This is a genomic window from uncultured Desulfovibrio sp. (genome assembly GCF_949282365.1).
GTDB lineage: Bacteria > Desulfobacterota > Desulfovibrionia > Desulfovibrionales > Desulfovibrionaceae > Desulfovibrio.
The window spans coordinates 58,473-74,430 of record NZ_CASDOY010000001.1; the positions used below are offsets into that span (position 1 = coordinate 58,473).

The following is a 15,958-nucleotide window of genomic DNA, read 5'->3' on the forward strand; positions in this document are numbered from 1 at the left end:
CTATTCAAACTCCAGGAACATGGCCGTTTCATCACAGTCCGGATACTTGGCGCAATGCACGCAGTCCGCCCAGATCTTCTGGGGCAGGACCCCCTTGTCCACTTCATGGAAGCCGATATGTTCAAAGAAAGCCGCCTGGTAGGTCAGGGAAAAAACTTTTTTGATGTGCAGGATGCGGCAGTCTTCCACACAGGCCATGACGATCTTGCGGCCCAGCCCCTGCTTGCGCAGATCCTCGCGCACGGCCAGGGAACAGATCTCGGCCAGATCTTCCCAGACGGGCGCCAGCGCGCAGCAGGCCGACAGGCCTCCCCGGGGATCGTCGATGACCAGGAAATTGCGGATATGCCCGTACAGGTAGATCAGGGCACGGGGCAGCAACAGGCCCTTGCGCGCATTTTCCATCAAAAGGGCATGGATGTCCTTCACATCGTCCATGGTCGCCCGGCGTACCGTGTAGGTGTCACTCATTATTTCTGCTCTCCGAGAGAATCAAATATTTCTGCAAGTTCTTTTTTGGAGACCATGCCCGATCCCATCAGGGCCAGCCGGCCATCCTTGCCGTAAAAAACATTGTGCGGAATGGTGCGCACATTGAAGGCACGGACCACGTCATCACTGGCCCGGTACACGGCATAATCAACTTTCAGCCGCTTGAGGAAGCCCGGCAGCGGTGTCACGTCCTCATCCACCGAAAGCCCCACGATGACGACCTTTCCGTCATATTGGGACGCCAGGCTGACGAGGGCCGGGATCTCCTCCCGGCAGGGGGGGCACCAGGTGGCAAAAAAATTGAGCATGACGACCTTGCCCTTGTTCTGGGCCACGATGGCCGTCAGGTCTTTGAGCCCCACGGTCTTGAACTCCTGGGCCTGAGCCACGCAGGGCAGCAGCAGGGCCAGAAGCAGCAGCGGCAGCACGAGTCTCTTCATGAAAAATCCTGTATGAACTGTTTGGCGGCCCGCACTGCGCTGACCGCGTCCTGACAATAGGCATCCGCCCCGATGGCGTCGGCAAAGGCCTGGGTCACGGCAGCGCCGCCCACCAGGACCTTGATGGGGAGCCCGCGCTCCCGTACCAGACGGATGGTATCTTCCATGCGTACCATGGTCGTGGTCATCAGGGCCGACAGGCCGATGATACGCGCCTTATGTTCCAAAGCGCAAGCGACAATCTGCTCCGCTGGGACATCCTTGCCGGCGTCGATGACGTCGAAGCCGTGGTTCCCCAGCAGCAGGCAGACGATATTTTTGCCGATATCGTGGATATCGCCTTCCACAGTGGCCATGACGACCACAGGACGGTCCTCGGGCCCGCGGCTTTTTTCCAGCAGGGGCCTGAGATGGGCAAAGGCTTTCTGCATGGTCTCCGCCGCGCGGATCAGCTGGGGCAGGAAGTATTCCCGGCGCTCATAGCGTGCGCCCACTTCGGTGATGGCGGGAATCAGGACATCCTGCACCAGGGCGAAGGGCTCGGTGCCGGCCGCCAGCTCCTTTTCCAGCAGGGGCAGCACATTTTCCAGATCGCCCAGCAGGACGGCATCTCCCAGGGTCTCGGCGGCTGTCCCGGCGCGAGCGCCAGTCTTGATCACAGCGCCGCTCGCCTTCCAGTCCGCATAGGAAGCGATGAACGCCCCGGCATCGGTATCGCTGGCCTGCAGGACGGCCACGGCGTCACAGGCTTCATGCAGGCGGGGCGCCGAGGGATTGGCGATGCACGACGAGAGTCCCGCCCCCACGCACATGGCCATGAAGGTGGCGTTCAGCAGGTCGCGGGCAGGCAGGCCGAAAGATACGTTGGAAAGCCCCAGGGTCATGGCCAGGCCCTGGCTCTGGCACCAGCGGGCCATGTCGAGGCAATGCCGGGCGGCCTCCGGTTTGGAGGAGACCGACAGGGCCAGGATGTCAACCATCACCAGACGACGGGGGATGCCCAGGGCCGCGGCCTGTTCCAGCAGCTTTTCCACGATGGCGATACGCGCCGAGGCCGTGACGGGGAGCTTCGTCCCCTGCAGGGGCAGCAGGATGAAGGGCGCGCCGAAATCGCGGCAGACGGGCCCCAGCAGCTCCATGCGTCCCGCCTCGCCGCTGATGGAGTTGACGAGGAAGGAACCAGGGCAATACGGCAGGGCACGGGCAATGGCCTGGGCGTTGGAGGAATCCAGCGACAGGGGCACATCCACGCGGGCCACCAGGCGCTGCACCAGATCGGACAGCAGGACGGTCTCGTCCACCAGCGAAGCACCGACGTTCACGTCAAGGATACGCGCTCCGGCCTGCAGCTGTTCGTCAGCCAGGCGGAAGGCCTCGTCAAACTGCCCGGCCTGCAGCTGGCGGGTCAGCTCTTTCTTGCCCGTGGGATTGATGCGCTCGCCGATGACGGCAAAGGGCTGGCCTGCCCCCAGGCGCAGCAGGCGGGAGCGGCTGGTCAGGCAGATGCCCGTCGTGTCTGGCGCAGGCCGTTCTTCATAGCTGACGCTCTCCAGGGCCTGGCGCAGGGCTGCCAGATGCTGCGGCGTGGTGCCGCAGCATCCCCCCAGCACCTTGGCCCCCCGGTCGGCAAAAAGGGCGGTCTTCTGGGCGAAACCTTCCGGGCCCAGGGGGAAAACGGTCTCCGAACCGCGCAGCTCCGGCAAGCCGGCATTGGGTTCTGCGACGACGGGACAGGAACAGACCGAAAGCAGTTCCTCCACCACGGGCAGCATCTGGTCCGGTCCCAGGCTGCAGTTGGTGCCCAGGGCCGCCACGCCCATGTTCTGCATGGTCTCGGCAAAAATGGTGGGGGAGGAACCGGTCAGGCTGACCCCCTGCTCAAAGGTCATGGAAACCATAATCGGCAGATCGCAGACCTGGCGGGCGGCCGTCACGGCAGCCCGGGCTTCGGCCAGGTCGAACTGTGTCTCGATGAAGATCAGATCCGCGCCGCCGGCCACGAGGCCCCGGATCTGGGCCGCGAAGGCCCCGATGAGTTCGTCGGGTTCCATATCGCCCAGCGGACGGGCGAAATGGCCGCTGGGGCCCACATTGCCCGCCACGAACACAGGCCGTCCGGCCCGGGCGGCTGCGGCGCGGGCCGTCTCTACCATCCGTTTGTTGAAGGCGAAGACATCCAGAGAGGCCGGGAGCTTGCAGGGATTGCCCCCAAAGGTGCACGAGGTGATGATATCCACCCCGGCGTCGAGGTAGGCCTTGTGGATACCCTGAAGGATATCCGGACGTTCCATGCAGAATTCTTCAGGACTGACCCCGGCCGGCAGGCCGGAAGCCTGCAACATGGTCCCCATGGCGCCATCGAGCAATAAGGGGCGCCTTTCCGCAAGGCGTTGAACAAATTTCATTCCTGTACCCAGCCTTTGTAAAAAATATGGCAGCTGTCCCCAGCCGGTCCGGCCTTGATGCGGCCGCAAGGCTTTTACTACTGAAAATCATTGAAAAGGACAAATCAAAACTATAGCATGAGGCTGCACTGACATCAGGGATGTCATCACCCCCCTGAGGAAAATAATGAAAAAAAACAACAAGAACGTCCCCGATCACCCGTCTTCCGCACCCGTGGCGGATGTGGAAGTCCTGGATGCCGCCGACGAAGACAGTTCCCTGGACACGCTGGAAGACCTCGATGAGGACAGCCTCGACCAGGGCGAGATCCTGGATGTGGGCGATGACGGCCCCATGCTGCTCACCGAGGGCAGCCATGACGAATCCAGTCTGCCCGCACCTTCCATGCCCCGCCTGCCCTCCACTGGGGGGCGGGACAGCTTGCAGCTCTATTTGCGTGAAGTGAGTCGTTTCCCCATGCTCAAGCCCGAAGAAGAGCACGAGCTGGCCGTACGCGTACGCGACCATAACGATCCCGACGCGGCCTTCCGCCTGGTCTCCTCACATCTGCGCCTTGTGGTGCGCATCGCCATGGACTTCCAGCGCCGCTGGATGCAGAACGTCCTGGACCTTGTGCAGGAAGGCAACGTGGGGCTCATGCGGGCTGTCAACAAATTCGACCCCGACAAGGGCATCAAGTTTTCCTATTACGCTTCTTTCTGGATCAAGGCCTACATCCTCAAGTTCATCATGGACAACTGGCGCATGGTCAAGATCGGTACCACCCAGGTACAGCGCAAGCTGTTCTACAACCTCAATCGCGAACGGCAAAAACTGGTGGCCCAGGGCTTTGACCCGGATGCCGCCATGCTGTCCGAACGACTGGGCGTCAGCGAGGAGCAGATCACCGAGATGGACCAGCGCCTGGCCGCCAATGATCTTTCACTCAACGCCCAGGTGGGGGAAGATTCCGGCGGTGCTACCCGCATGGATTTCCTCCCGGCCCTGGGGCCGGCCATCGAGGACAGCCTGGGCGATTCGGAAGTGGCCGAGCTGCTGCGCGAAAAGATCAAGACCATCCTGCCCAAGCTGAACGAGAAGGAGCTCTATATCCTGCAACACCGCCTGCTGACGGACGATCCCGTTACCTTGCGCGAGATCGGCGAACGATATAACGTGACCCGCGAGCGTGTCCGCCAGCTGGAAGCCCGCCTGCTGGAGAAGATCCGCCAGCATCTGGCGCTGGACATCAAGGATTTTTCCGACGCCTGGATTCAGTAGTCTATGAAAAACAAGACCATCCTTCTGCTCTGCTCTGTCCTGCTGAGCGGCTCGCTGTCCCTTTCCCTTCTGGGCTGCGGCGGCTGTGCCTCCACCCAGCTCACGGGCGGCGCATCCGCGCATCCTTTCCAGGGAATCGAAGTCCTGCCCGAGGAAAAGGATCTCTCCCCCGCTGCCCGGGATACCTATGCCTATCTCCTCTATATGCAGGCCCTCTCCGACGGCAATGAGGAACTCCTCTTGCAGGCGGCACGGCAGATGACAGGGGGCACCCTGCCGGCCAAGGCCTGGCTGGAAGGGGCCCTATGGCTGGACAGCCGCCATTCGGACAAGGTGCTGCCCCTGCTGGAGCTGGGTTTGCAGGTCTGGCCCGATGATCTGGCCCTCAATCTTTTCAATGCCGAGACCCTGGCTGCCCACGATCAGGCCGGGCAGGCCCTGGAGCGGATACAGGCCTATGTGACACGGCATCCCGACTCCCTCGATGCCCGTCTGGAGCTCATCCTGCTTCTGGTCAAGACCAAGAAGTTCGCCGAAGCGGAAAAGCATGTCGGCCGCATCACCTCCGGCCAGCGCACGCCCATGGTGGATTATTACCATGCCCGGGCCCTGATCGGGATGCAGCGCCGTGCGGAAGCCATCCCCCTGCTCCAGAAAGCCGTCCAGGCCATGCCCGACTTTGTGGAGGCCCTGGTGGAACTGGCCTATGCCTATGAGCAGCAAAAGCAATGGCACGAGGCGCGCGCTGTCTACGAAAAGCTGCTCAAGCTCCACGTTTCCGAGCAGGACATCAACCTGCGGCTGGTCTATCTTTCCCTGCGCCTCAACCAGCCGGAAAAAGCCCTGAAGTATCTGCGCAACGGCCCGGATTCGGCCGCCTTCAAGCTCACGGCCGTCAGCATGTTCATGGAGAGCCGCCATTACCTGCAGGCGGAACGGATCCTGAAAGCCATGCTGGACGAACCCGGCATCCCGCCCGATGTCTATCTCATGCTCGCCAGTATCGCCCAGGACCAGCGCCGGGACACGGACATGGCCCTGGAGTGGTTGTCCCGCGTTCCCGCCCCCAGTCAGGCGGCCGTGCGGGCGGAGGGGCTGAAAGCCCAGATACTGGCCGATGCGGGCAAGGAGCAGGAAGCCCTGGCTTCCGTACGCAGCCTGCAGCAGCGTCATGCCAACAACGAGACCCTGCTCCTGCTGGAGATCCGCCTGCTGGCCCGCCTGCACAAGCAGGACGAAGCCCTTGCCAGGGCCCGTCAGGCCGTGGAGGCCGTGCCGGCCAGCACGGAGCTGGCCTTCACGCTCGGCAGTCTCCTGGACAGTCTGGGCAGGCGTGATGAAGCCATGAAGGTCATGCGAAAGCTGATCGACGAGCATCCCGACCACTATCAGGCCCTGAATTATGTGGGCTATACGCTGGCGGTCCAGGGCAAGGATCTGGATCACGCCCTGGAGCTGTTGCAACGGGCAGACCGTCTGGCGCCCGACCAGTTCTTCATCGTGGATTCCCTGGCCTGGGCCCTATTCCGCCTGGGTCGTACGGACGAGGCCCTGCAGACCATCCGGCGCGCCGTGGCCCTTGCCGCGACGCCGGAGGCCGAGATCCTGGAACACTACGGGGACATCGCGGCCGCCGCGGGCCAGAAGGACGAAGCCCGCAAGGCCTACGAACAGGCCCTGAAACTCAAACCCGCCAACGCAGATTCCCTGCGGCAGCGTCTGGGTGACTTATGAAAAAACTCCTTTGTCTCATCATCCTGCTGTTCATGGCTTCGGCCTGTGCCCGCCAGCCCTCGACCGTGGCTCCGCCCGCCGACAGCGCCGCCCGCTGGCAGGCTTTCCTGGCCCGCAGCGAAGCCGTGAAGGAGGCCCCGTACCTGCTGAACGCCAGTCTGCGCTTCGGCACGGAAGGCGATACCCGGCGCGTCACGGCCCTGCTCTGGGGCAATGGCAGCCAGAGCCTGCGCATGGATGTCATGGCCGGGATCGGCGCCGTCATCGCCAAGATCTGGGAATCCGGCGATGAATTCCTCGTCTACAGCCCCACGGAAAATCGCGCGTTCTTCCATCAGGGCAGCAACAAGCCCCTGTTGCGCGTCGGTGTGCCGGTGCCTTTTGCACTCGACGAATTGGCCGCCCTGCTCAATGGCCGCCTGACCGCGGTCTTCGGTCGCCAGTATGCTGGCAGCCAGGCCCTTGCCAGCGGCAATGTCGGTTTTACTCTTACTTCTGCTGCAGGAGGTCTTCTGGAAATCGACGCACAGGGACAGGCTGTCGCCTGGCAGGAGAACGGCAGCCGGGGCTGGAACATGACCATAGCCTATGACGAGGCCGGCCTGCCCCGCCGGGTGAGCCTGCGCCATCCCGATGGACAGACGGCCGTGCTGCTGGTCAAGGATCGCCAGTCGCCGGCTCCCTTCAGTCAAGAACAGCTGAGTCTGCTTCTGCCGGACAGCACGCCCGTGCTGCCCCTGGAACGCTATACGGCTCCCCAGCAATAACCCAAGGAGAGATCATGAAATCCATCCACATGGCCTGTGACCACGCCGGTATCGAACTCAAGGAGACCCTGCGCGCCCATCTGGAAAAGATGGGCTATACGGTCACCGACCACGGCACCTGCAGCAAGGAAAGCTGCGATTACCCCGTGTTCGCCCATGCCCTGTGCAATGCTGTCGAAGCCGAAGCTGTGCCCGGCATCCTGATCTGCGGTACGGGCATCGGCATGTCCATGGCGGCCAACCGGCACCAGGGCATCCGCGCGGCCCTGTGCACCACGGAGCTGCACGCCCGTCTGACCCGGCAGCACAACAACGCCAATGTGCTCTGCCTGGGCGCCCGCATCACGGGGGTGGAGCTTGCTCTTGCCATCGTCGATGCGTTCCTGTCCACCGAATTCGAGGGCGGCCGCCATCAGCGCCGCATCGACCTCCTCAACGTCTAGTCTGTGGGACCCGTCATGCAGCTGTACAATACCCTGACCCGTAAAAAAGAAGAATTCATCCCTGTCCGTCCCGGCAAGGTCAACATGTATGTCTGCGGCATCACTGCTTATGACTACTGCCATATCGGCCATGCCCGCTCCGCCCTGGTCTTTGACGTGCTGGTGCGCCATCTGCGCGCCCTGGGGCTAGATGTGACCTTCGTGCGCAACTTCACGGACGTGGACGACAAGATCATCCGTCGCGCCAATGAAGAAAAACGCGACTGGCGCGAAGTGGGCCAGACCTATATGGAAGCCTTCCATGAAGACATGGACCGCCTGAACGTGGTGCGCGCCGATCATGAGCCCCGCGCCACCGAGTACATCCGGCAGATGCAGGATCTCTGCTCCGAACTCATCGCCCAGGGCAAAGCCTATGCCGTGCCTTCCGGCGACGTCTATTTTCGGGTGCGCGCCTATCCTCCGTACGGCAAGCTTTCCGGCCGCAGTCTGGACGAACTGCAGGCCGGGGCGCGCGTGGCTCCCGGCGAGGAAAAGGAAGACCCCCTGGACTTCGCCCTCTGGAAGGCCGCCAAGCCCGGCGAGCCTTTCTGGGAAAGCCCCTGGGGCAAGGGGCGTCCCGGCTGGCACATCGAATGTTCGGCCATGAGCAGGGACTATCTGCCCCTGGATATCCACGGCGGCGGTCAGGACCTCATCTTCCCCCACCACGAAAACGAGATCGCCCAGACCGAGGCCGCCTGCAGCTGCCAGCTGGCGCGCTTCTGGGTGCATAACGGCTTTGTGCAGGTCAACGCCGAAAAGATGTCCAAGTCGCTGGGCAACTTCAAGACCATCCGCGATATCCTGGACAGCTATTTGCCCGAGACCCTGCGCTTCTTCCTGCTGGGCAAGCACTACCGCAGCCCCATCGACTTCACGGCCGACATCATGGACGAATCCGAGAAGGCCCTGCAGCGCATCTATGAATGTCAGCTGGAAGCAGGCAAGGCTCTGGAGCGCGCCAAATGGAAAAAAGTGGATCTGCCTGCCGACATCCTCAAGGAATGGGATGAACACGGACAGGGTTTCGGAGCGGCCCTGGATGACGATGTGAACACGGCCCAGGCGCTGGGGCATATCTTCTCCCAAGTGCGCCTGGTCAACCGTGTGCTGGAAGACAAGGGCCTGCGTGCCGGAGAGGGCGCCCGCCGCCTGCTGGAGGAATTCTTCGAGCGCCGCAACGACTGGTCGGCCCAGCTGGGTCTGTTCGGCCAGGACCCGGCCACCTTCCTGCTGGCCCTGCGCGACCAGCGGGCCGCGCGCCTGAACATCGACGTGCCGCGTGTTCAGGCCCTGCTGGACGAGCGGACCCAGGCCCGCGCCGCCAAGGACTTCGCACGTTCCGACGAACTGCGCGCCGCTCTGGCCGATCTGGGCGTGGCCGTGCGCGATACGGTGGAAGGCCAAGTCTGGGATATAGCCTAACGAGGTGACGATGCTGCATTTCTTCGGGAAAATCCTCCGCCCTGCGGCGCTGCCGCTCCTCTGTCTCTTTCTGGCCGCCCAGCTGCTGTCGCCGCTGATGGCCCAGGCCTTCTTCTTTGGCGGGGTCTCCCTCAAGGACGAAAAGGAGATGGGCCGCAAATTCAACGTGGCCATCCGCTCCAGCCTGCCCATGGTCGAGGATCCCGAAGTCAGCAATTATGTGGATGGCCTTGTCCGCCGTCTGGTCAAGGCCATCCCTCCCCAGCCCTTCACGTTCACTTCCGGCGTCATCCTGCACAATGCCATGAACGCCTTTGCCGTCCCCGGCGGCTATGTCTATGTGTTCACCGGACTGATGATGAATTTTGAGGACGAGAGCCAGCTGGCCGGCGTCCTTGCGCACGAGCTGGCCCATGTGACCCAGCGCCATGTGGCCTCGCGCCTGGAGCGGGCGCAATACCTGTCCGTGGGCAGCCTGCTGCTGGCCATCGCCGGGGTGGCTGTCGGCGGTCCCGCTGGCGGCGCCGTGGCGGTCAGCGCCCTGGGGGCCGGCCAGTCCGCCATGCTCAATTACAGCCGCCTGGACGAGAACGAGGCGGACCAGATCGGCCTGCAGTATCTGACCAAAGCCGGTTATCCGCCGTCAGGTCTGGTGGGCGGCTTCAAGATCATGCGCCAGAAAAGCTGGATGGCCGGGGCCAGCGTCCCTGCCTATCTCTCCACCCACCCCGACATCGGCGACCGCATCAACGGCATCCAGGCCAGGCTGACCTCCTTCCCGGCCGCCATCCGCAACCGGAGCTTTGACAACCGCCGCTTCAAGCGGGTGCAGACCATCCTCTGGGGACGCTATGGCGACGCCCAGGCGGCCCTGCAACGTTTCTCCGGCCGGGACGCCCTCTCCTGTATGGGGCGGGGCATGGTGCTGGCCCGGCAAAACAATATCCGTGAGGCTTCGGCGGCCTTTGACGCGGCGCTGCAACGGGCGCCGCTGGACGCCCTGGTGCTGCGCGAGGCCGGTACCTTCCATTATCGCAAGGGCGATATGGGCCGGGCCGAAGGCCTGCTGCAGCGTGCCATGCAACTGGACAAAACGGATTTCATGGCCAGATTCTTTTTTGCGCGCATGCTGGATGAAACAGGACGCAGCCGGCAGGCCCAGCCCTACTATATGGATGTGCTGCGCTCTGTGCCGGAAGCCGCCGACGTCCATGAAGCGTATGCCCGCTCACTGGGCTCCATAGGCAAGACTGGCCTTGCCTATATCCACATGGCGTACAGTGCCATTTACTCCAACAACCGCAAACAGGCGGAGCGCTACTTCAAGCAGGCCAAGGCAAAGACGGAAAAGTCAGCCGACCAGGCGGCGTTCCGCAAGCTGGATGCGGTATATAAAGAACGCAAGGAAATCTGGGAAGACCGATGATAGAGACCCATGCGACCACGATCCTCGCAGTCAAGAAGGATGGACAGGTAGCCATGGCCGGGGACGGCCAGGTCACCCTGGGCCAGTCCATGATCATGAAGCATACGGCCCGCAAGGTGCGCCGCCTGTATGACGGCAAGATCGTCGCCGGCTTTGCCGGCGCCACGGCCGACGCCTTCACGCTTTTCGAACTCTTTGAAGCAAAACTCAAGGAATTTCGCGGCAACCTGCAGCGTTCCGCCGTGGAGCTGACCAAGGAATGGCGCAAGGACAAATATCTTCGTCGCCTGGAGGCCATGCTCCTGGTCTCGGACGGGGAACACATCCTGCTGCTTTCCGGCAACGGGGATGTCTTCGAACCCGACGACGATGTGGCGGCCATCGGCAGTGGTGGTCCTTATGCCCTTTCCGCGGCCCGGGCCCTGCTGCGTCACAGCGACCTGCCGGCCCGGGAACTGGCACTGGAATCCATGAAGATCGCTTCGGAGATCTGCGTCTACACCAATGACCACTTTGTGGTCGAGACCCTGTAGCAGGTATCCGCCGTGGAGATCCGTACCGGCTGCAAGATCAACCTGGGGCTTAAGATAACCGGCGTCCTGCCCAACGGCTACCATACTCTCGACTCCGTCTTCTATCCTCTGGCAGCGCCCTTTGACGTCCTGATCCCGGAACGGGAAGAAGGCACGGGGATATGTGTCCGCTGCGATGCGCCGGGCATCGATCCGGAACACAATACCCTGACCAAGGCCTATGCGGCCTTCGCCGCCCTGCTGCCGGAGCCTGCCGCCTGTCCGGCCGTGCGGCTCACCCTGCGCAAGGGCATCCCCCATGGCGCAGGACTGGGAGGGGGCAGCAGCGACGCTGCGGCCCTGCTGCTTTGGCTCAACAGCTGCCTGGAGCAGCCCTTGCCGCAGGCGGAGCTGGAGCAGGCGGCCCTCAGGGTGGGGGCGGACGTGCCCTTTTTTCTCCACAACCGGCCCCGTCGCGTGACGGGTATCGGCGAGGTGCTCTCCCCTGTGGAAGTCGATCTGCCCGGCTGGTGGCTGGTGCTGGTCTGCCCCCCTGTCACGGTCGCCACGCCGTGGGCCTACCGGGCCTATGACGATTTCATGGCGGCGGCTGAAAAAGCCGGGGACAAAGGCTTGACAAATCCGAAAAGCAAGGATAATGAAACGCTTCTCGTGATGGGTGAGCATATCGGGACGGGAACAGCGTTCCGCATCACCACAGACAGTGTGCTCCATATCCGCAATGATCTGGAGCCCGTCGTTGTGCGTGAATACCCGCAGCTGGAGACAATCCGACAACATCTGCTTCTTTCAGGAGCCGCATGTGCCCGCATGAGCGGCAGCGGTTCGAGTATGTTCGGCCTGTTCTCTGCCCGTCATGCAGCTGAGGCGGCGGTGCAAAATCTGGCATCCCTGTATGGGAAAGTCTTTGTACTGCCCATGAATGCTGGGATGTAGCCAAGCGGTAAGGCAACGGGTTTTGGCTCCGTCATTCGAAGGTTCGAGCCCTTCCATCCCAGCCAAAACGAACCCTAACTGCTGCCGCTATCGGCAAGGTGAACGGACCATGTTCAGCGATCTCAAGATTGTCACGGGTTCTTCCAATCCCGAGCTGGCCAAAGCCATTTGCGACCATCTCGGCTGTCAGCTTACTCCTACTCTGACAACCACCTTCAGCGATGGCGAGCTGCGTATTGAAATCGGCGACAACGTACGCGGTGACGACGTTTTTGTGGTGCAGCCCACCTGTCCCCCGCTGGTCAACCGCAGCCTGATCCAGCTCTGCCTCATGCTTGACGCCCTCAAGCGTGCCAGTGCCGGCCGCATCACTGCGGTGATCCCCTATTACGGCTATGCCCGTCAGGACCGCAAGGTGAGCCCCCGCGCTCCCATCAGCGCCAAGATGGTGGCGGACTTCATCAGTGTGGCCGGTGCTGGTCGTGTGGTGACCATCGACCTGCATGCCGGTCAGATCCAGGGCTTTTTCAACTGCCCCGTGGACAATCTGTACGCTGCTCCCGTCATGCTGGAGCCCCTGCGCCAGATCGAAGGCGACATCGTCATCGTCTCTCCCGATGCCGGCGGCGTGGAACGCGCCCGCTCCTATGCCAAGCGCCTGGATGCGCCCCTGGCCATTGTGGACAAACGCCGTGACAAGCCCAACCAGGCCCAGGCCATGCACGTCATCGGTGACGTGGAAGGCAAGACGGCCATCATCGTTGACGACATCATCGACACCGCCGGCACCCTGTGCGCCGGTGCGGACGTGCTGCTCAAGTACGGTGCCAAAAAGATCGTCGCCTGCGCGGCCCACGGGGTGCTGTCCGGTCCCGCCATCGACCGCATCAACGCCACCGAGGCGCTGGATCAGGTCATCGTGACCGATACCATCCCCATGGGCGACAAGCTGGCGCAGTGTCCCAAGCTGCATGTGGTGTCTGTGGCTGCCCTGCTCGGCAAGACCATCCACAATATCCACACCGGTTCTTCCGTCAGCGTTCTCTTTGTATAATGCCGGGTTCTCCCGACTCCATAACAAGAAAACTTCCCGCACTTTCATGCGGCACTAGGTAAGGAGTTAAACATGACCATTGAAAAGACGTTGAGCGTGCAAAAGCGTGAAGGTAGCGGCAAAGGTCCTGCGGGCCGTGCGCGCACGCAGGAAATGATTCCCGGCGTGTTCTACACCGCCAAGGGCGACAATATCGCCGTGCAGGCTCCTGCCCTGCCCCTGGAAAAGATGTACAGCGAAATGGGCCGTACCGCCGTGTTCAATCTGGAAATTGACGACAACGGCACCAAGACCGTGCATCCCGTCATGTTCTGGGACGTGCAGAAGCATCCCTACAAGAAAGCCTTCACCCATGTGGATTTCTACGGCGTGGATCTGGACAAGGAAGTCAAGGTCGACGTGCCGCTGGAATTCGTGGGCGTTTCCCGTGGCGTCAAGCTGGGCGGCGTGATGGAAACCTATCGCGAAAGCGTGCGTCTGTGCTGCAAGCCCCTGGATATGCCCAAGAAGGTCACCATCGATGTGACCGATATGGGTATCAATGACACCGTGACCGTGGAGACCCTGACCCTCCCCGAGAACGTCAAGGCCGTGTTCGACAAGAACTTCGCCATCGTGAGCGTGTTCTCCAAGAGCAAGGACGCTGCCGAAGCCGCCGAATAAGGCGTCTGTTCCGCAGTTTTTTCAGGCCGGTCTCCTCTGGGGCCGGCCTGATTTTTATACTATGTCCAGCTGCCCTGCCCTGCAGTATCATACGCTGCGCTCTGCCGGCCGTCAGGTCTGCATCGAACTCTGGCCCAGACCAGGCGCGGCCTGCCTGCTTTTCTATCCGGGGACCATGTTCTGTCCGGTACAGTACCGGCCCTTCCTGCACAGTCTCTGGAAAAGCGGCCTTGCCGTCGCGGCCCTGCACCTCACAGGTCATGGCCGCAATCCGCACCATTGCCTGTTTTCCTTTGCCGATCTTTTGCAGGATGGTCTTGATGCGGAAGAGTGGCTGCTGCAAAAAGGGCTGGGGCCCGTGCTGCTCTGCGGGCACAGTCAGGGCGGGATACTGGCTCTGGCGCATGCCTCCCGCAGCCATCGGGCGCGGGCCTGTTTTGCGTTCAGCGCCATTTTTCCGCAACATCGGCATGCCATAGAGCTGACGCGCTTCGCCGCCCTGGCAGGACAGCGAGAGCGTCTGCTTGCCGGGACAGCATGGCTTGCCCGCTGGCTGCCCTGGCTCCCCTTGCCCGTGTTCAGTTACCTTTCGGTGAAAAAGATCCTAGCCGGCCGCCTGCGGCTGCCTCTGGATCGACGCCAGACCAGGACGAGCTATCCCCTGCGCTATCTGCATTCCCTGTTCAGTGCCGATATAGCCACCACGCTGCATTGTCCGTTCCACCTCTTCAACGCCCGTGATGATGCCCTGTTCACGCAAGCGCTCATCGAAGATACCCTTGCCGCGGTAAGGGCTCCTGAAAAGCATGTTGTCTGGCTGCCGCATGGCGGCCATCTGGCCATCCTTTCCCCTGCCGTGGCCTCCCCCGCAGCCGCCCGTGTGGCTGCGCTCGCCAGCGGACACGGCTTGCCCCTTTTTCTCCAACCATAAGGAATGCATCATGGATTTTGGCGGTGTTGTCATCGGCCTGGGCAATCCCGGCAGCCAGTATGCCGGAACGCGGCACAACTGCGGCTTTGCCTTTGTGGAACACCTGCTGGAGCATGCCCGTCAGGAAGGCGGGCAAGTACAAAGCCAGAACGGCGGCAAGTTCTCCTGTGAACTGTGGCGACTGCGCTGCCCCGGCCTGCCTGGGGACTGGCTTGCCGCCATGCCGCAGACCTTTATGAACCTGAGCGGACAGTGCGTCCAGCCCCTGCTGGCCTGGCACAAGATCCGCCCGGACCAGCTGGTCGTCGTCCACGATGAACTGGATATCCCCGCCGGGGAACTGCGCTTCAAGAAAGGTGGCGGCAATGCGGGCCATAACGGCCTTAAATCCATCACCCAGCTTCTGGGGACGCCGGACTTCCATCGTCTGCGCATCGGTATCGGCCGCCCTCCCCAGAAAGGCGACGTCATCAACTGGGTACTGGGGCGCCCCTGCGCCGAAGATGCTGACCGTATTCGGGAGGCGACGCAAAAGGCCCTGGAAGTCTTGCAGATCTTTGCCGCCAGGGGACTGGAAGCCGCTGTGCGGGCCACACGTTCCTGATCTGGTGCTGCCGGGCCACATGTGCTTCCCGGAGCGTCCTACTGGATAAAAAAATTTTTTTGCTGGACTACTGGCAGGTTGTGAGCTATCTTCTTTTATCAGTAGAAAAAATTACCTGACGCTTTTTCACATTCGATATGTTTTCGCGTTTGGCGCGGGCACTTCAACCCTTGGACGGAAATGTTTACATCCGAACAGCTTGTAGTGTACCCAGCTCAAGGTGTGGGCCAGATAGAGCGCATTGACAGCCAGAATATTGGCGGTTCGGCGTGCGACTTTTATATTGTGCGCATCCGGGCCAACAGTATCACCCTCATGGTTCCGGTCAAGAATGCCTCCAATGTCGGCTTGCGCACCCTGGTCAGCGCCAAGGAAGCGGAACATATCTGGAATGCCCTGCGCAACAATCCCCAGCAGACGATCCACACAGGCCAGAACTGGAACCGGCGGTTCCGCGAATATTCCGAACGGCTCAAGAGCCCGGACCTGTCCATCGTCGCCAATGTGCTGCGCGAGCTCCTGCTGATCGGTCGCACCAAAGATCTCTCTTTTGGTGAGCGGCGTCTTCTGGAGCAGGCCATGAGTCTGGTCACCGGAGAGCTTGGGGAAGTCCTCCATGCGGAACAGCGTGACCTGCAGTCCGAGCTGATTTCCCTCTATTCCCCGCCTGCCAAGCAACCCGCAACCACAGCGCACTAACCATTTTTCGCTTGCTTCCGGCCCCAAGATAGGCTACACGCTTTTCTTACACGTCTTTTTTATTCCAATCCATAACACTTTTTTTGCATCGCATTACCTGTGC

Annotated in this window: 16 protein-coding genes and 1 tRNA gene; 14 read left to right on the forward strand and 3 right to left on the reverse strand. The window is 61.9% G+C overall.

The genetic code is table 11. The annotated features are described in order from the left end of the window. From Q1X76_RS00265 to Q1X76_RS00275, 3 genes are read right to left on the reverse strand one after another with little or no spacing between them, the layout of a single operon-like run. Complete coding sequence (locus tag Q1X76_RS00265; protein WP_300717375.1) at positions 1–471, reverse strand: N-acetyltransferase; 471 nt, start codon at positions 469–471, stop codon at positions 1–3. After that, positions 471–932: a TlpA disulfide reductase family protein gene (locus Q1X76_RS00270; protein WP_300717376.1), complete on the reverse strand. Its 462-nt coding sequence runs from the start codon at positions 930–932 to the stop codon at positions 471–473. The genes Q1X76_RS00265 and Q1X76_RS00270 overlap by 1 nt, the downstream gene beginning before the upstream one ends. Then, the gene (locus Q1X76_RS00275) at positions 929–3,337 is read right to left on the reverse strand and encodes a homocysteine S-methyltransferase family protein (RefSeq protein ID WP_300717377.1); all 2,409 of its coding nucleotides are present in this window, start codon (positions 3,335–3,337) and stop codon (positions 929–931) included. The genes Q1X76_RS00270 and Q1X76_RS00275 overlap by 4 nt, the downstream gene beginning before the upstream one ends. A gap of 166 nt (positions 3,338–3,503) precedes the next feature. On the opposite strand from Q1X76_RS00275, the gene Q1X76_RS00280 reads away from it, so the two are divergent. The 14 genes from Q1X76_RS00280 (at position 3,504) to Q1X76_RS00345 (ending at position 15,855) form a co-directional block, all read left to right on the forward strand. Next, on the forward strand, positions 3,504–4,598 hold the full coding sequence (locus Q1X76_RS00280) for an RNA polymerase factor sigma-32 (RefSeq protein ID WP_300717378.1): 1,095 nt from the start codon (positions 3,504–3,506) through the stop codon (positions 4,596–4,598). A 3-nt stretch (positions 4,599–4,601) separates the two neighbouring features. Continuing rightward, the gene (locus Q1X76_RS00285) at positions 4,602–6,332 is read left to right on the forward strand and encodes a tetratricopeptide repeat protein (protein WP_300717379.1); all 1,731 of its coding nucleotides are present in this window, start codon (positions 4,602–4,604) and stop codon (positions 6,330–6,332) included. Continuing rightward, positions 6,329–7,099, forward strand: coding sequence for a hypothetical protein (locus Q1X76_RS00290; protein WP_300717380.1), 771 nt, complete (start codon positions 6,329–6,331; stop codon positions 7,097–7,099). Before Q1X76_RS00285 ends, Q1X76_RS00290 begins: the two co-directional genes overlap by 4 nt. Before the next feature lie 14 nt (positions 7,100–7,113). After that, on the forward strand, positions 7,114–7,542 hold the full coding sequence (gene rpiB, locus Q1X76_RS00295; protein WP_300717381.1) for a ribose 5-phosphate isomerase B: 429 nt from the start codon (positions 7,114–7,116) through the stop codon (positions 7,540–7,542). A 15-nt stretch (positions 7,543–7,557) separates the two neighbouring features. Continuing rightward, positions 7,558–9,009, forward strand: coding sequence for a cysteine--tRNA ligase (gene cysS, locus Q1X76_RS00300; RefSeq protein ID WP_300717382.1), 1,452 nt, complete (start codon positions 7,558–7,560; stop codon positions 9,007–9,009). Positions 9,010–9,019: 10 nt separating this feature from the next. Further along, complete coding sequence (locus tag Q1X76_RS00305) at positions 9,020–10,435, forward strand: M48 family metallopeptidase (RefSeq protein ID WP_300717383.1); 1,416 nt, start codon at positions 9,020–9,022, stop codon at positions 10,433–10,435. Then, positions 10,435–10,968: an ATP-dependent protease subunit HslV gene (gene hslV / locus Q1X76_RS00310; RefSeq protein WP_300717516.1), complete on the forward strand. Its 534-nt coding sequence runs from the start codon at positions 10,435–10,437 to the stop codon at positions 10,966–10,968. The genes Q1X76_RS00305 and hslV overlap by 1 nt, the downstream gene beginning before the upstream one ends. 12 nt (positions 10,969–10,980) lie before the next feature. Beyond that, positions 10,981–11,904 (forward strand): 4-(cytidine 5'-diphospho)-2-C-methyl-D-erythritol kinase, encoded by a 924-nt coding sequence (gene ispE / locus Q1X76_RS00315; protein ID WP_300717384.1) that lies wholly within the window; start codon positions 10,981–10,983, stop codon positions 11,902–11,904. Beyond that, positions 11,895–11,969, forward strand: a tRNA-Gln gene (locus Q1X76_RS00320). The genes ispE and Q1X76_RS00320 overlap by 10 nt, the downstream gene beginning before the upstream one ends. 44 nt (positions 11,970–12,013) lie before the next feature. Beyond that, a complete protein-coding gene (locus Q1X76_RS00325; protein WP_300717385.1) occupies positions 12,014–12,958 on the forward strand; it encodes a ribose-phosphate pyrophosphokinase in 945 nt (314 codons plus the stop codon). A 72-nt stretch (positions 12,959–13,030) separates the two neighbouring features. After that, positions 13,031–13,621: a 50S ribosomal protein L25/general stress protein Ctc gene (locus tag Q1X76_RS00330; protein ID WP_300717386.1), complete on the forward strand. Its 591-nt coding sequence runs from the start codon at positions 13,031–13,033 to the stop codon at positions 13,619–13,621. 61 nt (positions 13,622–13,682) lie between these two features. After that, complete coding sequence (locus Q1X76_RS00335; protein WP_300717387.1) at positions 13,683–14,552, forward strand: alpha/beta fold hydrolase; 870 nt, start codon at positions 13,683–13,685, stop codon at positions 14,550–14,552. Between the two features lie 10 nt (positions 14,553–14,562). After that, positions 14,563–15,156 (forward strand): aminoacyl-tRNA hydrolase, encoded by a 594-nt coding sequence (gene pth, locus Q1X76_RS00340; RefSeq protein WP_300717388.1) that lies wholly within the window; start codon positions 14,563–14,565, stop codon positions 15,154–15,156. Positions 15,157–15,336: 180 nt separating this feature from the next. After that, positions 15,337–15,855 carry a CarD family transcriptional regulator gene (locus Q1X76_RS00345; RefSeq protein WP_300717389.1) on the forward strand — a complete coding sequence of 173 codons (519 nt, stop codon included), beginning with the start codon at positions 15,337–15,339 and terminating at the stop codon, positions 15,853–15,855. Positions 15,856–15,958: the final 103 nt, after the last annotated feature.

Coding starts and splice junctions, on each gene's coding strand:
- Q1X76_RS00265 (WP_300717375.1), bottom strand. CDS start 471: ATGAGTGACACCTACACGGTACGCCGGGCGACCATGGACGATGTGAAG.
- rpiB (WP_300717381.1), top strand. CDS start 7,114: ATGAAATCCATCCACATGGCCTGTGACCACGCCGGTATCGAACTCAAG.
- pth (WP_300717388.1), top strand. CDS start 14,563: ATGGATTTTGGCGGTGTTGTCATCGGCCTGGGCAATCCCGGCAGCCAG.
- Q1X76_RS00330 (WP_300717386.1), top strand. CDS start 13,031: ATGACCATTGAAAAGACGTTGAGCGTGCAAAAGCGTGAAGGTAGCGGC.
- Q1X76_RS00280 (WP_300717378.1), top strand. CDS start 3,504: ATGAAAAAAAACAACAAGAACGTCCCCGATCACCCGTCTTCCGCACCC.
- Q1X76_RS00305 (WP_300717383.1), top strand. CDS start 9,020: ATGCTGCATTTCTTCGGGAAAATCCTCCGCCCTGCGGCGCTGCCGCTC.
- Q1X76_RS00345 (WP_300717389.1), top strand. CDS start 15,337: ATGTTTACATCCGAACAGCTTGTAGTGTACCCAGCTCAAGGTGTGGGC.
- cysS (WP_300717382.1), top strand. CDS start 7,558: ATGCAGCTGTACAATACCCTGACCCGTAAAAAAGAAGAATTCATCCCT.
- Q1X76_RS00275 (WP_300717377.1), bottom strand. CDS start 3,337: ATGAAATTTGTTCAACGCCTTGCGGAAAGGCGCCCCTTATTGCTCGAT.
- Q1X76_RS00335 (WP_300717387.1), top strand. CDS start 13,683: ATGTCCAGCTGCCCTGCCCTGCAGTATCATACGCTGCGCTCTGCCGGC.
- Q1X76_RS00325 (WP_300717385.1), top strand. CDS start 12,014: ATGTTCAGCGATCTCAAGATTGTCACGGGTTCTTCCAATCCCGAGCTG.
- Q1X76_RS00270 (WP_300717376.1), bottom strand. CDS start 932: ATGAAGAGACTCGTGCTGCCGCTGCTGCTTCTGGCCCTGCTGCTGCCC.
- Q1X76_RS00290 (WP_300717380.1), top strand. CDS start 6,329: ATGAAAAAACTCCTTTGTCTCATCATCCTGCTGTTCATGGCTTCGGCC.
- Q1X76_RS00285 (WP_300717379.1), top strand. CDS start 4,602: ATGAAAAACAAGACCATCCTTCTGCTCTGCTCTGTCCTGCTGAGCGGC.